Origin of the sequence: Paraburkholderia sp. EG286A, assembly GCF_040965375.1 — a bacterium.
In the GTDB taxonomy this organism is placed as follows: Bacteria; Pseudomonadota; Gammaproteobacteria; order Burkholderiales; family Burkholderiaceae; genus Paraburkholderia.
Window position 1 is genome coordinate 815,706 of the sequence record NZ_JBFRCB010000004.1, and the last position, 15,097, is coordinate 830,802.

The following is a 15,097-nucleotide window of genomic DNA, read 5'->3' on the forward strand; positions in this document are numbered from 1 at the left end:
TGCGCTCCGGTGGTTGAATCCCCCTCCGGAGTCGCATTCTTCGTTCCTGCGGGGGGCCGGCGAGCGATCTCGACGGACGAAAAAAAACGCCAACCCGGAAGGGGTGGCGTTGTACGTGGGGACTAACGAGTATCAGAACTGATTCATCGTGTTGTCTTTACCCGCCGCCTTCAGCGCCGCTTCGCCGCTGAAATACTCCTTGTGGTCGTCGCCGATATCCGAGCCGGACATGTTCTGGTGCTTGACGCAGGCGATGCCCTGACGGATTTCCTTGCGCTGCACGCCGGCCACATAACCGAGCATGCCCTGGTCGCCGAAGTATTCGCGGGCGAGGTTGTCGGTCGACAGCGCAGCGGTGTGATACGTCGGCAGCGTGATCAGGTGATGGAAGATGCCGGCTTCGCGCGACGCATCGGCCTGGAAGGTGCGGATCTTTTCGTCTGCGGCCTTCGCCAGTTCGCTCTCGTCGTACTCCACGCTCATCAGCTGGGCGCGGTCGTATGCCGACACGTCCTTGCCCGCGGCCTTCATCGCGTCATACGCCTGCTGGCGGAAGTTCAGCGTCCAGTTGAACGACGGGCTGTTGTTGTACACCAGCTTGGCGTTCGGGATGACCTTGCGGATCTCATTGACCATGCCGGCGATCTGGGCGATATGCGGCTTTTCGGTTTCGATCCACAGCAGGTCGGCACCGTTTTGCAGCGAGGTGATGCAGTCCAGCACGCAACGTGCCTCGCCCGTGCCGGCGCGGAACTGGAACAGGTTGCTCGGCAGGCGCTTCGGACGCAGCAGCTTGCCGTCGCGCTTGATGACGACGTCACCGTTGCCCAGTGCGTCGGCCGGGATTTCGTCGCAGTCGAGGAACGAGTTGTACTGGTCGCCCAGGTCGCCCGGCGTGTGGGTCACGGCGATCTGTTTGGTCAGGCCGGCGCCCAGCGAGTCGGTGCGGCACACGATGACGCCGTCGTCCACGCCCAGTTCCAGGAAGGCGTAGCGGATCGCGCGGACCTTGGCCAGGAAGTCCTCGTGCGGCACGGTGACCTTGCCGTCCTGGTGGCCGCACTGCTTCTCGTCGGACACCTGGTTTTCGATCTGGATGCAGCATGCGCCCGCTTCGATGAACTGCTTGGCGAGCAGGTAGGTGGCTTCCGCGTTGCCGAAACCCGCGTCGATGTCGGCGATGATCGGCACGACGTGAGTGACGTGGTTGTCGATCTTCTCCTGGATGGCGGCCTTGGCGGCGCCTTCCGCCGCGTCCAGCTGGCGGAACAGGCCGCCCAGTTCACGGGCGTCGGCCTGGCGCAGGAAGGTGTACAGCTCGCGGATCAGCGCGCTGACGGAGGTCTTCTCGTGCATCGACTGGTCCGGCAGCGGCCCGAACTCGGAGCGCAGCGCGGCCACCATCCAGCCCGACAGGTAAAGGTAGCGGCGCTCGGTGCTGTTGAAGTGCTTCTTAATGGAGATCATCTTCTGCTGGCCAATGAAGCCGTGCCAGCAACCCAGCGACTGCGTGTACTTCGACGGATCGGCGTCGTAGGCGGCCATGTCGGCGCGCATGATCTTCGCCGTGTACTTCGCGATGTCGAGGCCCGTCTTGAACTTGTTCTGGGCCCGCATGCGTGCAGCCGATTCGGGATTGATGGCATTCCAGGCGCTGCCTTGTTTCTCCTTCAAACCAGCCACTGCCTTGATGTCGTCCTGATATTGAGCCATGTGTATCTCCTAAGTCTCCGAAGAGCAAAGTGCGATTGAATGAATGGTTCAGCGTGCCGCCACGTAAGTCGAAGCGAACTGCATGGCTCAATTGTAGGTTCATCCTGATGCGTCGCAGCAAAGTCTTATATAAGACATATGAGTTATTTATTCGTTATTTATCAATGAGATGGCGAACAATTTTTGCGCTGTAGAACATGTTTTCATAAAGTGGAATGGCGCCGCTTCGGGAATTCAAGCTGTATTTCACGATGTGAAGTGCGCTTTCGGTTGCCGGGGACGGGCGAGCGCGGATGGCTCGAGCAACGATAGATGGGGGTCTTGGTAGACGTCCGTTGTGACGAACAGACGTCACAGCGCGCGTCAATGCTTCAGATAGCGATGCGCCAGGGCTTCGTACAGCGGCGGCGCGAACAGCTTCGAGACCTGGCTCGACACGAGCGCCGTTGCCATCAACGAGATCACGAGCGCGTGCCCGTCGATCATCTCGATGACGATGACGAACGCCGTGATCGGGCTTTGCGTGACGGCGGCCAGATAGCCGACCATGCCGAGTGCGATCAGCATCGGCAGCTGCATCTGCCCGAACACCATGTGCAGGGCATTGCCGATGCCGGCACCGATTGCCAGCGACGGCGCAAAGAGGCCGCCCGGCGTGCCCGGCAGGTACGAGCCCACCATCGAGGCCATTTTCAGCACGGGATAAGCCGCGCCGAGCTGCGAATGACCCTCGAGCATGCCGCGCGCTTCCGCATAGCCGCTGCCGAACAGGTGGCCGCCGGTCGCCACGCCGATCACGGCGATGAACAAACCGCACAGCGCGCCGAACGCGACAGGGCTGTCCTTACGCAGAGTGAACAGGCGGGCGGGCATCCATCGTTCGGTGTTGAGCAGCAGCCAGCAGAACACGCCGCCCGCGACGCCGGTAATCACGCCGACCAGAATAACGGCGACGGCGAGCAGATCGGGAAAATGGCCGCCGATGGCAATGGTGCCGAAATACACATAGTTGCCTTGCAGCGCGAGTGACACGACGCCCGCAAAGATGATCGCCGTGATGATGACGCCGCTGGTTTTCGCTTCGAAGCTGCGCGTGAGTTCTTCGATGGCGAAGACCACGCCTGCGAGCGGCGCGTTGAACGCGGCAGAAAGGCCGGCGGCGGCGCCCGCGAGCGCGAGCTTGTATTCGAGGCCAACCCCATACATGCTGCGCAGCCGCGCTGGATAGAAGCGCCGGAGGCTGTACATCAGCGCGGCGCCCACGTGGATGGTCGGCCCTTCGCGGCCAATCGTGAATCCGCCGAGGATCGCGAGGAACGACAGGGCGATCTTGCCGATCAGGATACGCAGCGTGAGCAGGCGCGGGCCGAGTCCGCGCACGTCGTGCAGCGTCGCGATGACCTGTGGGATGCCGCTGCCCTCGGAACCCGGAAACCAGCGTCGCGTGGCCCAGACGCTGAACGCGGCGATCGCCGGCGTGATGACAAGGGGTAACCACCAGTAGTGGGCGGTCACCTGTACGAAGAGGTCGAAGCCGAAGTCGATGAGCCGCGCGTACAGAACCGCGACGAGCCCGGTCGCGATGGCGCCGACCCAGAACACGCCGAAATAGCGCCAGCGCCGATGGCTTCGCACAAGCGTGCGCCGATCAAAAATGTTCGTAAATCGCATGGGTAGCCGGAGAAAATGGCATTTAAGGCACATTGTGACATAAATTGCCTTTTCCCCCGCCACAGTCCAACAGGCCCGCTCCGGGAAGGGCTAGCTGCCGGCCTCGTCGAACACCCAGCCGAACGCGCCATAGACCGCCTTGTGCTCGGCCGCGAGTTCGAGCAGGAACATCTCGCCTTTGGCTGTGAGATGGACCTGCACCTGGCGACGATCGGCGGGATCGGGCTTGCGCGTCACGAGTCCGGCCGATTCGCAGCGCGAGACGAGCGCCGCCGTGCCGTTCGGCGCCGCCTGCAAGCGCTCCGCGAGTTCGCCGACGGTCGCCCAGTTGCGGTCGGGAAAGCCACATACGTGCAGCAGCAACTGGTACTGGAGCGTCGTGATGCCCGCGGCGTTGGCGATCTCTTCGGAAGCCCGCAGAAATTTGCGCAGGTCATACCGGAACGCCGACATCGTTTCGAGTTCGCGCTTGCCTGGCAGCGCGCGTCTGGTTGATTTGCCTGAATTCATGTGCGGTTCCTGATGCGTTGCCGGTCGTGCGGAGTGCCTCGCCGGGCGAACGGGTGGCGGCGGAGCGGCCGTCGGGGTCAACCGCCCTGTAGAGTTTGCGGATTGCGCCCTCATGCAGCAGACGATCATGGTCATGCATGGCAAGGCAGAGAAGTAGCCCTTCCCCTGCCGCAGTTCAAACGGGAACGGTCGATGTGATCACAACGGCAGCGGCCGGTCCTGAAAGATGCTCTTCATCACGAGCGTCGAGGTCAGCCGCAGTACCGACGGCAGCGGCAGCAGCCGGCGATCGTAGAGGGTTTGGAACGCCTTCAGATCCCGCGTAACGACATGCAGCATGTAGTCGGGTTCGCCGAACAGACGCTCCGCGCGCGTGATTTCGGGAATGTCGATGAGCGCGTCCTCGAAAGATCGCACGTTCTCACTGCTGCCCTCGCGCAAGGTCGCGAAGACGATCGCGGAAAAATTCAGGCCGACTGCCGAAGCGTCGATCGTGGCGCGGTAACCGCTGATCACCTGCTCGCTCTCCAGTGCGCGCAGCCGTCGCTGGCATGGGGAGACGCTCAAGCCAACCCGCTCGCTCAGCTCAGTGAGTGAAATTCTTCCATCCTGCTGGATCTCAGCAAGAATTTTTCGATCGATCGCGTCCATGCGCTAAATATTAGCGTCGAGCGCCCGGAACACGCAAGACATAGGGAGCACTTTTCGCGTCCCAGGCCCTACCATTTGCGCCTTCGGGCGGTGGCGCCCGCTTGACAGGAAGCGAGTGCAGAAGTGGAAGCAAGTTTGTTGACGGCGTTCTGGATCGTATCGATCTCGCTGGTGATGGTCCCCGGCGCCGACTGGGCGTATGTGATTTCGGCGGGACTGCGCGGCAGCGCCGTCGCGCCTGCCGTCGTCGGCATGCTGGCCGGCTATCTCGCGATCACGCTGATCGTGGCCGCAGGTGTCGGAACGCTGGTGATGAGCGTCCCCGGCGTGCTTCCCGTGCTGACTGCCGTTGGCGGGGCCTACCTGGTTTGGCTCGGCATCAGGACATTCATGCGGCCATCGGAACTCGCGGTTGGACAGGCGCAGGAGGAGAGCAGCCGGTGGCGATGGTCGTTGCGCGGCTTCGCGATCAGCGGTCTCAACCCGAAGGCCATTCTGTTGTTCGTCGCACTCCTGCCGCAGTTCACGCGGCGCGATGCCTTGTGGCCGGTTTCCACGCAGATCGTCGCGCTGGGTCTGCTGCACATGATCAATTGTGCGTCGGTTTACTCCGTCGTCGGCGTGGGTTCGAAGGCCATTCTGACCACGCGGCCAACGGCTGCCCGCAGGGTGAGCCAGCTGTCCGGCGCGACGATGATCGTGGTAGCGGTCATTCTGTTTGCCGAGCAGGCATTTGCTTTCATGCATTGACGGCCGCAGGCGGCTCTACGCCGCTTGCCGAACTACGCCGTTTTCATGGCCGCCGCTTCCGGTCCGCTCAGATAGTAGTCGCGGAATCGTTCGTCTACCCGCTCCCACATCAGTGCCGAAAACAACATCGCCGCCTCGAGCGGCCGATGGTTGATGACGACCGAATCCGTTTCGCCATTCTGGTTCAGATGCGCGACGACCACGGTTTCGATCGGTTCTCCCTGGATCTGCGATCGGTAGGACTCCATGTAGAGGCTGTTGCCGATTTCCCCCTTGTAGCTGTGATGCTGGAACTCATAGAGAGAAACGGCATGCCTGATCACGGCAAGGATATCGGCGCGGCCCTCTATCGGACGCTTCAGGACGGTCGCTTCCAGCGTGGCATTTTCTGCCAGTTTCGCCAGCCAGAGCGGCGGCGTGTTTTCGGGCGCCAAGACAGGCGCAGTGTCGTTGAATTTCATGTCGGATGTTCCTTCGGTTTCAGGTCGGCGCCGGGAGTCGCGTCCCGGCGCCTTACAGACGGCTCGCGCTATGACTGGCGCAGCGGCCGCAAGCCCGCTCGCACCTCTTGTGCGAACAGTTGCGGCTGTTCCCACGCCGCAAAGTGGCCGCCCTTGTCGGGCCGGTTGTAGTAGATGAGGTCGTGATAGGCGCGTTCGGTCCAGCTGCGCGGCGCCTGATAGTTCTCGCGTGGGAAGACGCTCACCGCGGCCGGCACCGATACGTCGGCGGCGGCCAGGAAATTGAAGTGCGACTCCCAGTAGAAGCGAGCGGCCGAGATGCCCGTGTTCGTCAGCCAGTAGAGCGTGATGTCGTCGAGGACGTCGTCGCGCGTCATCGCGCCCGCCGATTCTCCGTTGACGTCGCGCCCGTACACGGCCGAGGTGAGTGCCGCAGCCGGCTGGATATAGCCGTCGCCGTGATCGAGCAGCCAGCTGGCCAGCGCGATCGGCGAATCCGAGAGCCCATAGAGCGTTTGCGGGCGCGTGCCCTGTTCGAGCGCGTAGGCGCGCCGCGATTTGGCTGCGCTCGCGAGCTGCTCGTAGGCGTGCTTTTCGTCGTCGCTGAGACTGGCTGGCGGGGGCGAGCCGGCTTGCAGCGCCTTGGCGATTTCGGGCGGAATCGTCGCCGGGAAATTCACGTGAATGCCGAGCAGTTCCGGCGGCGCCTGCTTCGCCATCACGTTGGCGACGATGCCGCCCAGATCGCCGCCTTGCGCCGCGAACTTCTCGTAGCCAAGGCGCTTCATCAGCACGACCCACGCACGCGCGGTCCGCTCGGGACCCCACCCGACCTCGGTCGGCCTGGCCGAGAAGCCATAGCCCGGCAGCGACGGAATCACCAGATGAAAGGCGTCGGAAGCGCTCGCGCCGTAAGCCGTGGGATTGGTCAGCGGGTCGATGATCTTGAACTGTTCGATGACCGAGCCCGGCCAGCCATGCGTAACGATGAGCGGCATCGCATTCTCGTGTTTCGAGCGCACATGAATGAAATGAATATCGAGTCCATCGATTTCAGTCATGTAATTCGGCAGCGAGTTTAGTTTCGCCTCGCAGCGGCGCCAGTCATAGTCGGTCGACCAGTGGCGTGCGACCTCCTGCATCATCGCGAGCGGCACGCCTTGCGAATCGTCGCTCACGGTTTCCTTGTCGGGCCAGCGCGTGGCCTTGATGCGGCGTCGCAGATCCACGAGCTGCGCTTCGGGCACATGCACGCGCAGCGGGCGAATCGCGGTCTTGTCGCCGTTCGGTGCGGACTTGACTTCGGTGATGCCTTGCGGGGTTTGCGAGAACGCCAGCTGGCTCAGCGAGGCTGCCGCCACGGCGGCCGCGGTCGCGCCCATGAAGCGGCGGCGCGACGGCGACGGGATGAGAGAATCGTCAGACATAGGTACTCCGTTTTTCTGGTATTGGAGGCAGAGCGCATAGGGATGCTTCGCAATACCAAGCGTAGTTGTGCTGGCGTGCGCATGTGCTGCAGTTTTGCATCGCTCGCCAACGGGATTCGAGCCGGATGTCCCGGCACGCAAACGAACGTCGCATCAGACCGATGCCGCGCCGCTCGCAAATGCCGCAGCATGGCGCGTCACGAACTCGCGCATGCCGATCGGCGCCTGATCCGTGAGCTTGCGCAGGTCGTCGGTCATGCGGTCGTAGCGGCCCTGCGCATGCAGTTCGGCCATGACCGCGAGATGCTTGACGACGTGCGCGGTGATCCCGAGTTCGCCCAGCTTCGCAGCCCATGCCTCGACGGGCACGTCGCGATAGCGGATCGTGCGGCCCAGCACCTCGGAGAAGAGGCGCGCATAGTGCTCCATATCGCAGGATTCGAGGCCCGTGAGGTGGTAGACCTGGCCGATATGCGGTGCCGGGTTGTCGAGGATCTCCGCGACGGCACGCGCGACGTCGAGCGACGAAATCGGCGAGGTGCGGCCGTTGCCGATCGGCAGCACGAGTTCGTCGTGCTTGCGCACGCCCTCCGCGGCGAGAAGCAGGAAGAAGCTCTCCAGAAAGACCGTGGGCCGCACGGTGACGACGGGCAGACCCGACCAGGCGAGCGCCTGCTCGGCGAGCCAATGCTGCTTTTGCTGCACGCTGTCGGTGGTTTCGGTGATGCTCATCTGCGAGACGGTCATCTGCGACATGTTCACGAACGCTTCGACGCCGTGATGGCGCGCAACGGCCGCGGTATTGATCGTCGCCTCGAGATACGCGGGCGACACCGACATGCCGAAGTAGAGGCGCGAGACGCCTTCCATGGCGCGGTGTATCGAATCGAGATCGGTCAGATCGCCGAGCACGACCTGCGCGCCGAGGCGGCGCAGTTCGTCGGCGCGCGCGTCCTCGCGGCGCACCAGCGCGCGCACGCGATGGCCCTTCGCAAGCAGGTTTTCGGTGATGCTGCGGCCGACGGCGCCAATTGCGCCTGCCGCACCCGTGACGAGAATCGGACGGTCATGCTGGGTTTGAGTGGTCATTTCGCTTACCTGTTTCGTAACACTAAAGAGTGTATATACACATTTAAAGAGAGGCAGTAGCCAGAGCGGATGCAGTGCGCTCTCAGGCAACGATCGTACGTGGTTCCTCGCTGTCGTTTCCGGTCGCCGCAGCGGCGTGCTGCACACGTTCGTGAACGTTCGCCGTCGGCGTGCGGTCGATCTGCAGGCTGAGCAGTTCCGGACGGTTGTAGTGGCCGGCCGCGTCCATCAGCATCTTGCGACGGTCGATCAGCGAGAAGTCGAGGTCGGCGATGACTTCGCCTTCGCCCTCGCGCAGCGGTTCGCCGATCAGCGAGCCGTCCGGCGCGACGATCGTGGTGAAGCAGCCGCCCGAGATCGGCCCGATCGCGCAGCCCGTGTCCTTCATGATCTGCGCCTGCTGGTCGGCATCGAGCCATGCCGTCGCGTTCACGACGAAGGCGCCGGATTCCAGCGCGTGCTGGCGGATATTGATTTCCATGCGTTGCGCGAAGCCTTCGCCGAAGGCCGAGCCCGGATACATGGCCGAATGGATCTGCTCACCGTCGGCGATCATCGCATAGCGCGCGAGCGGGTTGTTGTGCTCGAAGCAGGCGAGCTGGCCAATGCGGCCCACCTTGCTGTCCACGGCGCGCAAGCCCGAGCCGTCGCCCTGGCCCCAGATCATGCGCTCGAAATGGGTGGGCGTGATCTTGCGGCGGCGCTGGATCAGCGTGCCGTCGGCGTCGAACAGCAGTTGCGTGTTGTAGATGGTGCCGCCGTCGCGCTCGTTCACGCCGATGGAGACCACCACGCCCGCCTGCCGTGCGGCCTCGCCGATCGCATCGGTGGCGGGCGAGGGCACCGTCACGGACTGTTCGAGCAGCCGCAGATGCTCGGTGCCCGCGAGCAACTGCATGGGCGTTTGCACCGCGGAAAAGTACGGGTAATACGGCACCACGGTCTCGGGGAACGTGGCGAACTGCACGCCCTTGCGGCCGAGTTCGAGAATCTTCTGCACGACCTTGGCAACCGTTGCCTCGCGGCTGTAGAGCACGGGGCTGATCTGGACGGCGGCGGCTTTGACGACTTTCATTGCAGGCTCCTGATGGCGTTGCATATGCAACATTGACGACGAAAAAAATTCAGATGGTGGCTGACGACAGATCCGCCGCGATGTTCATGAGCGCGCTCGCGCCTTCCAGGCCGAGCACGCCGGCGGCGCGCTGTTGCGCGGTGGACCACGCCGGCCCGGCGGTCTGAAGCAGCGCGCGGCCCGCTTGCGTGACCGAGAGCGCACGGCTGCGGCCGTCGCCGCCAGGCTCGCCATCGGCGACCCAGCCATGGGCGATGAGCGGCTGCAGGTTACGCGTGAGCGTCGTGCGGTCGTGATGATTCTTGCGCCCGAGCGCGGCGCGGCTCAAGGGGCCGTACTCCGCGACGAGCACGAGCAGCGAAAGCTGCGATGAGCTGATGCCGAGCGGGCGCAGCGCTTCGTCGTAAAGGCCGGTCAGCACGCGTGCGATCTGCCGGGTGCGCGTCAGCAGGCAGTGGCGGGCGATCTGCGCGCTCACGCTGGCCGATGCTTCGGTGCTGCGCGGAACAGCTTCGATACAGGACATGTTTCGCGACTCCAGGGTTCGTGCAGGGCGGTTCGCCCGGTTGACGTATTGAAGCGTGCCGATGTATCCCGCACGTGTCGGGCGGCCCGCCTTTGTGTATGTGCCTGTTTCCACGCGGCCGCCAGATACATGGGGATACAAAACCCGTGCGGGGTCGCCAGGAACGGCGCGCCGCACGCACTAGCCCGGCATCCGCAACATTCAGACGATTGAGACAGGCGCGCCGACCCGAACGGCACGCAGCGATCTTGCGGACTTTGTATCGTGGTGTATCCATCGCGCCAAAGGACAAGGAGGCTTGCAAAAGCCGGGGTTCACGGAAACAAGCCGGATACGTTGAGGGTTTCAAATACGTCCATGCCAGTCGGCGGTGTCGCAAAGCAGACGTCGGGGCGACTGGATGCACGTGCCACGCAACCGTGGTCTGACCCAATACTTTGCTTGCAGGTGATCCCATGAAACTCATCAAGTCGCTGGTCGTTGCCGCTATCGTCGCCGTTCCGGTTGTTTCCTTCGCGCAACCCAGCGAGCCGCTCACGCGTGCACAGGTTCGCGCGGAACTCGTCCAGCTGGAGAAGGCCGGCTACAACCCTACCGCCGACTATGCGAACTATCCGCAGGAAATTCAGGCCGCCGAGGCGCGCGTGAGCGCGCAGAACGGCGCGGTGGCTTCGGGATTTGGCGGCGTGGCGGACGGCTCGTCGGCGGGAGGCGCCGGTGCGGCGACGGTTTCGTCCCGGCAGGATACGCCCGGGCTCGGTCCGGTCTACGCGCATTAACGATGCTTGTCGCGCGCGCGGCCCTGCGGGCCGTCGCCATTGAGAGGCTCTTCGCTTGCGAAGAGCCTTTCGCCGTTACTCGTCAGTGTGCCCCGTCGATGCCGCGTCGAGCGCTGCCGCGAGCGTGGTACGCGCTTTTTCGCGGCGTCGGCGCGCGAGTCGCGTCGCGCCCACGCCGCGTTCGGCTTCACCTTCGAGCAGGGCGTGAATGTCGGGCAACGTCCAGATGCTGCCGCGGCTGCCCCACGTGCCGTCCGGAATCTCGGTCGGGAAAACCCACACGCGCGGCGCCACGTCTTCGAGGGGACGGTTCTCGGCGCGGGCCACGGCTTCGGTCACGGCCCTGACGAGCGCCTTGCGGGAAGCATCGGTGTACTGACCTTCCGGCGCCGAAGGAACGATGCGGTAGCGCGGCAGCGGCGAGGGCTCCCCGGCGACATAGACGGCGGCCGGCCGGTGCAGATAGAGCACGGTCACGCCCTGCGCGATGCGGTTGCCGGGATCGTAGCCTTCCGCGTGGATCAGAATGTTGGTGAGTTCCTTGACGAGCCCGGCTTCGGCTTCGGGTGTCAGGGCGTCTTCGGGCCACAGTGCGTCGATCATGGGCATGGCGCTACTCCGTCGATCAGGTGTTGGGATGGGACGATCATGCGGCTTTACCGGCTAGCGAGGAAGTGGCAAGATCGCCATTATTGAAGGCATATCGGACACACCAATGATCACGATCCGCATCTGGGTTTACGACGGCATTCTGGCCTCCGGCGTGGCCGGCCCCATCGACGTTTTCAACGCCGCCAATCAACTGGGTGCACGCGGAGGCCATGGCGCGTGGCGTTTCGCATGGCGCGTCGAATCCCTCGACGGGCAGACGGTGAGGGCGGCGTCGGGGCAGACCATCGCGGTGGACGGCAAGATCGACGGACGCAAAGGCGCGCACGCCATCCTGCTCACGGCGCCGTTTTTCGCCGACATGGACGAGTTCATCGGCCACCGCGAGCGGATCGACAAGCTCTCGAGGGCGCTGCGCTGCCAGCACAAGGCCGGCGCCGTGCTGGCGGCCTACTGCACCGGCAACTATCTGCTTGCCGAGGCGGGCCTGCTGGACGGGCGGGTCGCCACCACGCACTGGGCGAAGGCGGCCGATTTCGCGCGCCGTTATCCGGCCGTCGAGCTGCGGGCGCGCGAGGTCCTGACCGGGCAGGACCGCATCATTTCCAGCGGCGCGGTCACCTCATATCTCAACCTCGCGATACGGCTCGTGGAATTGCTCGCCGACGAAAAGCTCGCTGCCGTGACGGCGAGATCCTTGCTGATCGACGTCAATCGAATTGATCAGGCATCCTATTCGACGCTGGTCGACGAGCACGGTCACACGGATCCCCTCATCGCCCGGGCGCAGCAGCGCATGGAAGCGACGATTGCCGAAGGGTTCCGGTTAAGCGAGCTTGCCACGTGGCTCGCCGTGAGCGAGCGGACGCTGAACCGCCGCTTCAAGCAGGCCACGGGCCTCGCGCCACTCGAATATCTGCAGAATCTTCGCATCGAAGTGGCGAAACAGTTGCTGGAATCCCGGCCCATCGCGCTCGAAAACCTCAGCGACCGCGTCGGTTACGCCGATCCGGGTTCGTTTCGCGTGCTGTTCAAGCGTAAAACGGGTCTCTCGCCGCGCGAGTATCAGTTGCGTTTCTCGCGTGCGTCCCGCTAAAAGCATCGCGCCGGGCCGCGATGCGGTCGTGCCGTGTCCGGCGACGGGCTCTCGGCGCTGCGTTCCTGGCGAGCGGACATCGCGTTGATCGACGATCTGTCGCTCGTCGTCGGCGACAAACAGGAAAGCGTCGGTGTCGTGCCGCTCGCCGAAGACGTGCTGTCGATGGCGCTCGCGACAACGCGGCGCGGCGAACGCAACCACCCAGCGATCAACGTCTTCGTCGAGGAGGTGGTCCGCACGGCCGCACGTCTGATTGGCTAGTCCGGCGGGGGGGGACATCGAAGCTCGTCCGGTGACGCGCGTCACCACGACTCCGGTTCGGCAAGGACGCATCGGTTTTTGCCTTGCCGTTTCGCTTCGTAGAGCGCACGGTCGGCGAGCCGAAACGTTTCAGGTACACCGATTAGCTCCGAGATGCTCGAGACCCCGATACTGACTGTTACCCTGTGTCCGGAAATTCGCGCCGTCGCCAACGCTTCGCAGATCTCACGTGCGAGGGTTTCGGCGCTTTGCTGGTTGCCCGAAAAGATCACGCCGAACTCCTCGCCGCCAAGGCGGCCGCAAAAGTGCGGGCTGGCGCCTTCTTCGATGGCTCGCGCCACGGCGGCCAGGACCTCGTCGCCGGCGTCGTGCCCGGCGGTGTCGTTGATCTGCTTGAAATCGTCGACATCGATGAGCAATAGCCAGAATTCCTCGCTAGACCGGCGGTCCTGACACTCATTGACCTCCAGCATGAAGCTTCGGCGATTCGCAATCCCGGTGAGCGTGTCCCTGAATGCGAGCCGCGCCAGTTCGCGCTGAACCAGAAATGTCCTTTTCCGCTCCTGTGTGAACAGGAGATTGAGCAGGAGGCCGAGCGCAAGGGCGGCGAGCGCAAACAGCAAGATCCAGTTGCGGTCCTGTGAGGACATCAGCGCGACCACCTCGCCGTGGGAGATGATCAGCCAGACAGTCAGTGCGCTTGCGAGATAGTTGAAATACCCGGAGATCACCGGGGCCATGCCCACGTTGATCGCCACGCCGATCGGCAGCACCCAGAACGCGGGATTGCCGGTGCCGGGCATATTGGAGTGAAACGCCAGCGCCACGAACGCTGCGCATGCGAACCGGCCCAGCGCATCCATTCGCAGTCCCCGTGAGGCGTAGGTCATGCCCATCGCGAGGAGGATGCCGCTGGCGGCTGCCAGCGTGCCCGGCACATCGAAGTGCGCATGGGGATTCGCGAATGCCCGGGACATGAGCCATGACACCAGCCCGAAGAGTTGGACCGCCACAGCGAGATGACGTGAACTCTCCGCCGCACTCTCGAGGAATAGACGCAGTTCTGTGGCGTCCCGAAAACTGCGTCGTTTCTCGAGAAATCGGGTTCTTCCCGTGTACGGCATGCCAGCGACCATCACCATTCAGGAACATTTGGATTCGCCCCCGGTATAACGACACGGCCGGGATTTCCTTTAGCCTGGCGTGGCCCCAACTCGAGCAGGCGGCGGAGCGGCAAATGCGCGGAGCAGCCGATGGGACCGCCTAGCCAAAGCGGGCATCCAGCCATTGCCGTGCCCAGTTCTCCGCAAAGGCAATGGCATCCTCGCGCGCGTCGAATCCCGCGAGATCGCCGCTGGAGTGGACTTCGCACTCGCTCCCATCGATACGGCTGGTGCTGATGCGCGCGTGCGCCATGTATTCCCCATCCGCCCGGCGTGGCGTTGGATCGATATGAAACCGGTCTGGATCTGAACGCATAGTTCGCTCCCTGAATCCCAGTGAAGAATCCGCACGCCGTCCGAGTCTTCGGCCGGCGGCATTCGTGGTCTGCGATGGAGGGGAGCGGCGCGATCCCTGAGAAGTGGCAGCAGGAGGAGCGGCGGGATCGGTCGCAGTCGACGGATGTTTTCATACTACGCCCCCGCCTTCATTTGTACAGCGATAGTTTCTCGTGCGAGGCATATACTGGGGTGGTCGCGGTGCCAGCCTTGCCATTCGTTGCGGCCGATTGCGGCGAATCCGGAGAGGGGCATCATGAACGACCCATCGGCCGAGGAGCTCGAGCTTCTTACCGCAGACCTTCACCTCGCGGAAGCTCGCCACAGGCTGGCGGTGCTCACGGCATGCGTCCAGCGTCAGCGGGATCACGGCACCGCCAGCGTGGCAGGAGAAGATTTGCTTTGCGTCATGCGCGACATCATGCAGACCATGACGCTGCACCGCGATCTGCTCAGACGCGAGGTCGCGCAACAGCGCAGCCTTTCGTGCGGAGGGCGCGGACGGTGGCCGGCGGCCTAAACGGCCATTCCTGCGTCAGTGCCGCCACGCTCCGGGCATGAGTCAGGAGTCAGCGAAGTGCCCAAACTGGGCAAGCAGCAACTCGATGCGAAGGAGCGCGCAAAATGGCCGCTCCAGCACGACCAGCGATCGGGCGATGTTGCAGGCGCTTTGAACGCGTAGGTCGTCAGGCAGTTGCGCCTCGACGAAGTTGATGAATTTCGACAGATCGGACCGCACGCGTGTCTTTTCGCCGGACCAGAGATCGACCACCTGCATTCGAAGGACTGCAAGCCTCAGCAGGTAGTCACTGCCTTCCAACGCGTTGACTTTATCGTCCATCGCCGCCGTATCCGTGGAACCGACGAGCTCGATGCCGCAACTCGTCACGATTCAGCATACGCCCGGGGCGAGCCGGCAGTCACCAACATAGGCGTGTCCGAAAGCCGTGCTTTTCGGAGCGGCGTGCGTCAGCTAT

18 protein-coding genes are annotated in these 15,097 nt (G+C 63.7%); 5 read left to right on the forward strand and 13 right to left on the reverse strand.

What is annotated here, in order from left to right; all coding sequences use genetic code 11:
• Positions 1–132: 132 nt before the first annotated feature.
• The 4 genes from AB4Y35_RS22610 to AB4Y35_RS22625 form a co-directional block, all read right to left on the reverse strand.
• The gene (locus AB4Y35_RS22610) at positions 133–1,713 is read right to left on the reverse strand and encodes an isocitrate lyase (protein ID WP_368706000.1); all 1,581 of its coding nucleotides are present in this window, start codon (positions 1,711–1,713) and stop codon (positions 133–135) included.
• 363 nt (positions 1,714–2,076) lie between these two features.
• Positions 2,077–3,384: a chloride channel protein gene (locus AB4Y35_RS22615; protein ID WP_368706001.1), complete on the reverse strand. Its 1,308-nt coding sequence runs from the start codon at positions 3,382–3,384 to the stop codon at positions 2,077–2,079.
• A 90-nt stretch (positions 3,385–3,474) separates the two neighbouring features.
• Positions 3,475–3,894, reverse strand: coding sequence for a MarR family winged helix-turn-helix transcriptional regulator (locus AB4Y35_RS22620; protein WP_368706002.1), 420 nt, complete (start codon positions 3,892–3,894; stop codon positions 3,475–3,477).
• Positions 3,895–4,092: 198 nt separating this feature from the next.
• Positions 4,093–4,545: an Lrp/AsnC family transcriptional regulator gene (locus tag AB4Y35_RS22625; protein ID WP_368706003.1), complete on the reverse strand. Its 453-nt coding sequence runs from the start codon at positions 4,543–4,545 to the stop codon at positions 4,093–4,095.
• A gap of 123 nt (positions 4,546–4,668) precedes the next feature.
• Between AB4Y35_RS22625 and AB4Y35_RS22630 the strand changes: the two genes are divergently transcribed.
• Entirely contained in the window at positions 4,669–5,295 is a 627-nt protein-coding gene (locus AB4Y35_RS22630; RefSeq protein ID WP_368706004.1) for a LysE family translocator, read from the forward strand.
• A gap of 32 nt (positions 5,296–5,327) precedes the next feature.
• On the opposite strand, the gene AB4Y35_RS22635 is transcribed toward AB4Y35_RS22630, so the two are convergent.
• The 5 genes from AB4Y35_RS22635 to AB4Y35_RS22655 form a co-directional block, all read right to left on the reverse strand.
• On the reverse strand, positions 5,328–5,756 hold the full coding sequence (locus AB4Y35_RS22635) for a hypothetical protein (protein WP_368706005.1): 429 nt from the start codon (positions 5,754–5,756) through the stop codon (positions 5,328–5,330).
• Between the two features lie 68 nt (positions 5,757–5,824).
• Positions 5,825–7,183: an epoxide hydrolase family protein gene (locus AB4Y35_RS22640; RefSeq protein ID WP_368706006.1), complete on the reverse strand. Its 1,359-nt coding sequence runs from the start codon at positions 7,181–7,183 to the stop codon at positions 5,825–5,827.
• Between the two features lie 153 nt (positions 7,184–7,336).
• Entirely contained in the window at positions 7,337–8,272 is a 936-nt protein-coding gene (locus AB4Y35_RS22645; protein WP_368706007.1) for an NAD(P)H-binding protein, read from the reverse strand.
• A gap of 82 nt (positions 8,273–8,354) precedes the next feature.
• Positions 8,355–9,347 (reverse strand): carbon-nitrogen hydrolase family protein, encoded by a 993-nt coding sequence (locus AB4Y35_RS22650; RefSeq protein ID WP_368706008.1) that lies wholly within the window; start codon positions 9,345–9,347, stop codon positions 8,355–8,357.
• Between the two features lie 49 nt (positions 9,348–9,396).
• Complete coding sequence (locus AB4Y35_RS22655) at positions 9,397–9,873, reverse strand: MarR family winged helix-turn-helix transcriptional regulator (protein WP_368706009.1); 477 nt, start codon at positions 9,871–9,873, stop codon at positions 9,397–9,399.
• 455 nt (positions 9,874–10,328) lie between these two features.
• On the opposite strand from AB4Y35_RS22655, the gene AB4Y35_RS22660 reads away from it, so the two are divergent.
• Complete coding sequence (locus tag AB4Y35_RS22660) at positions 10,329–10,652, forward strand: DUF4148 domain-containing protein (protein WP_368706010.1); 324 nt, start codon at positions 10,329–10,331, stop codon at positions 10,650–10,652.
• A 75-nt stretch (positions 10,653–10,727) separates the two neighbouring features.
• Here AB4Y35_RS22660 and AB4Y35_RS22665 read toward each other — a convergent pair whose 3' ends face one another.
• The gene (locus tag AB4Y35_RS22665) at positions 10,728–11,261 is read right to left on the reverse strand and encodes a 4-oxalocrotonate tautomerase family protein (RefSeq protein ID WP_368706011.1); all 534 of its coding nucleotides are present in this window, start codon (positions 11,259–11,261) and stop codon (positions 10,728–10,730) included.
• A 106-nt stretch (positions 11,262–11,367) separates the two neighbouring features.
• Between AB4Y35_RS22665 and AB4Y35_RS22670 the strand changes: the two genes are divergently transcribed.
• Together AB4Y35_RS22670 and AB4Y35_RS22675 are read left to right on the forward strand one after the other, a co-directional pair.
• Entirely contained in the window at positions 11,368–12,357 is a 990-nt protein-coding gene (locus AB4Y35_RS22670) for a GlxA family transcriptional regulator (RefSeq protein WP_368706012.1), read from the forward strand.
• A gap of 84 nt (positions 12,358–12,441) precedes the next feature.
• Positions 12,442–12,621, forward strand: coding sequence for a hypothetical protein (locus AB4Y35_RS22675; protein WP_368706013.1), 180 nt, complete (start codon positions 12,442–12,444; stop codon positions 12,619–12,621).
• A gap of 41 nt (positions 12,622–12,662) precedes the next feature.
• On the opposite strand, the gene AB4Y35_RS22680 is transcribed toward AB4Y35_RS22675, so the two are convergent.
• Both AB4Y35_RS22680 and AB4Y35_RS22685 read right to left on the reverse strand, forming a co-directional pair.
• Complete coding sequence (locus AB4Y35_RS22680) at positions 12,663–13,598, reverse strand: GGDEF domain-containing protein (protein WP_368706014.1); 936 nt, start codon at positions 13,596–13,598, stop codon at positions 12,663–12,665.
• Between the two features lie 286 nt (positions 13,599–13,884).
• Positions 13,885–14,100, reverse strand: coding sequence for a hypothetical protein (locus AB4Y35_RS22685; RefSeq protein WP_342921661.1), 216 nt, complete (start codon positions 14,098–14,100; stop codon positions 13,885–13,887).
• Positions 14,101–14,376: 276 nt separating this feature from the next.
• Between AB4Y35_RS22685 and AB4Y35_RS22690 the strand changes: the two genes are divergently transcribed.
• Positions 14,377–14,640, forward strand: coding sequence for a hypothetical protein (locus AB4Y35_RS22690; protein ID WP_368706015.1), 264 nt, complete (start codon positions 14,377–14,379; stop codon positions 14,638–14,640).
• A gap of 42 nt (positions 14,641–14,682) precedes the next feature.
• Here AB4Y35_RS22690 and AB4Y35_RS22695 read toward each other — a convergent pair whose 3' ends face one another.
• Entirely contained in the window at positions 14,683–14,961 is a 279-nt protein-coding gene (locus AB4Y35_RS22695) for a hypothetical protein (protein WP_368687873.1), read from the reverse strand.
• Positions 14,962–15,097 lie beyond the last annotated feature (136 nt).

Bases quoted from the DNA above. Each gene is read 5' to 3' on its own strand.
- AB4Y35_RS22610 (WP_368706000.1), bottom strand. From the start codon at position 1,713: ATGGCTCAATATCAGGACGACATCAAGGCAGTGGCTGGTTTGAAGGAG.
- AB4Y35_RS22615 (WP_368706001.1), bottom strand. From the start codon at position 3,384: ATGCGATTTACGAACATTTTTGATCGGCGCACGCTTGTGCGAAGCCAT.
- AB4Y35_RS22620 (WP_368706002.1), bottom strand. From the start codon at position 3,894: ATGAATTCAGGCAAATCAACCAGACGCGCGCTGCCAGGCAAGCGCGAA.
- AB4Y35_RS22625 (WP_368706003.1), bottom strand. From the start codon at position 4,545: ATGGACGCGATCGATCGAAAAATTCTTGCTGAGATCCAGCAGGATGGA.
- AB4Y35_RS22635 (WP_368706005.1), bottom strand. From the start codon at position 5,756: ATGAAATTCAACGACACTGCGCCTGTCTTGGCGCCCGAAAACACGCCG.
- AB4Y35_RS22640 (WP_368706006.1), bottom strand. From the start codon at position 7,183: ATGTCTGACGATTCTCTCATCCCGTCGCCGTCGCGCCGCCGCTTCATG.
- AB4Y35_RS22645 (WP_368706007.1), bottom strand. From the start codon at position 8,272: ATGACCACTCAAACCCAGCATGACCGTCCGATTCTCGTCACGGGTGCG.
- AB4Y35_RS22650 (WP_368706008.1), bottom strand. From the start codon at position 9,347: ATGAAAGTCGTCAAAGCCGCCGCCGTCCAGATCAGCCCCGTGCTCTAC.
- AB4Y35_RS22655 (WP_368706009.1), bottom strand. From the start codon at position 9,873: ATGTCCTGTATCGAAGCTGTTCCGCGCAGCACCGAAGCATCGGCCAGC.
- AB4Y35_RS22660 (WP_368706010.1), top strand. From the start codon at position 10,329: ATGAAACTCATCAAGTCGCTGGTCGTTGCCGCTATCGTCGCCGTTCCG.
- AB4Y35_RS22665 (WP_368706011.1), bottom strand. From the start codon at position 11,261: ATGCCCATGATCGACGCACTGTGGCCCGAAGACGCCCTGACACCCGAA.
- AB4Y35_RS22670 (WP_368706012.1), top strand. From the start codon at position 11,368: ATGATCACGATCCGCATCTGGGTTTACGACGGCATTCTGGCCTCCGGC.
- AB4Y35_RS22680 (WP_368706014.1), bottom strand. From the start codon at position 13,598: ATGTCCCGGGCATTCGCGAATCCCCATGCGCACTTCGATGTGCCGGGC.
- AB4Y35_RS22685 (WP_342921661.1), bottom strand. From the start codon at position 14,100: ATGCGTTCAGATCCAGACCGGTTTCATATCGATCCAACGCCACGCCGG.
- AB4Y35_RS22690 (WP_368706015.1), top strand. From the start codon at position 14,377: ATGAACGACCCATCGGCCGAGGAGCTCGAGCTTCTTACCGCAGACCTT.
- AB4Y35_RS22695 (WP_368687873.1), bottom strand. From the start codon at position 14,961: ATGGACGATAAAGTCAACGCGTTGGAAGGCAGTGACTACCTGCTGAGG.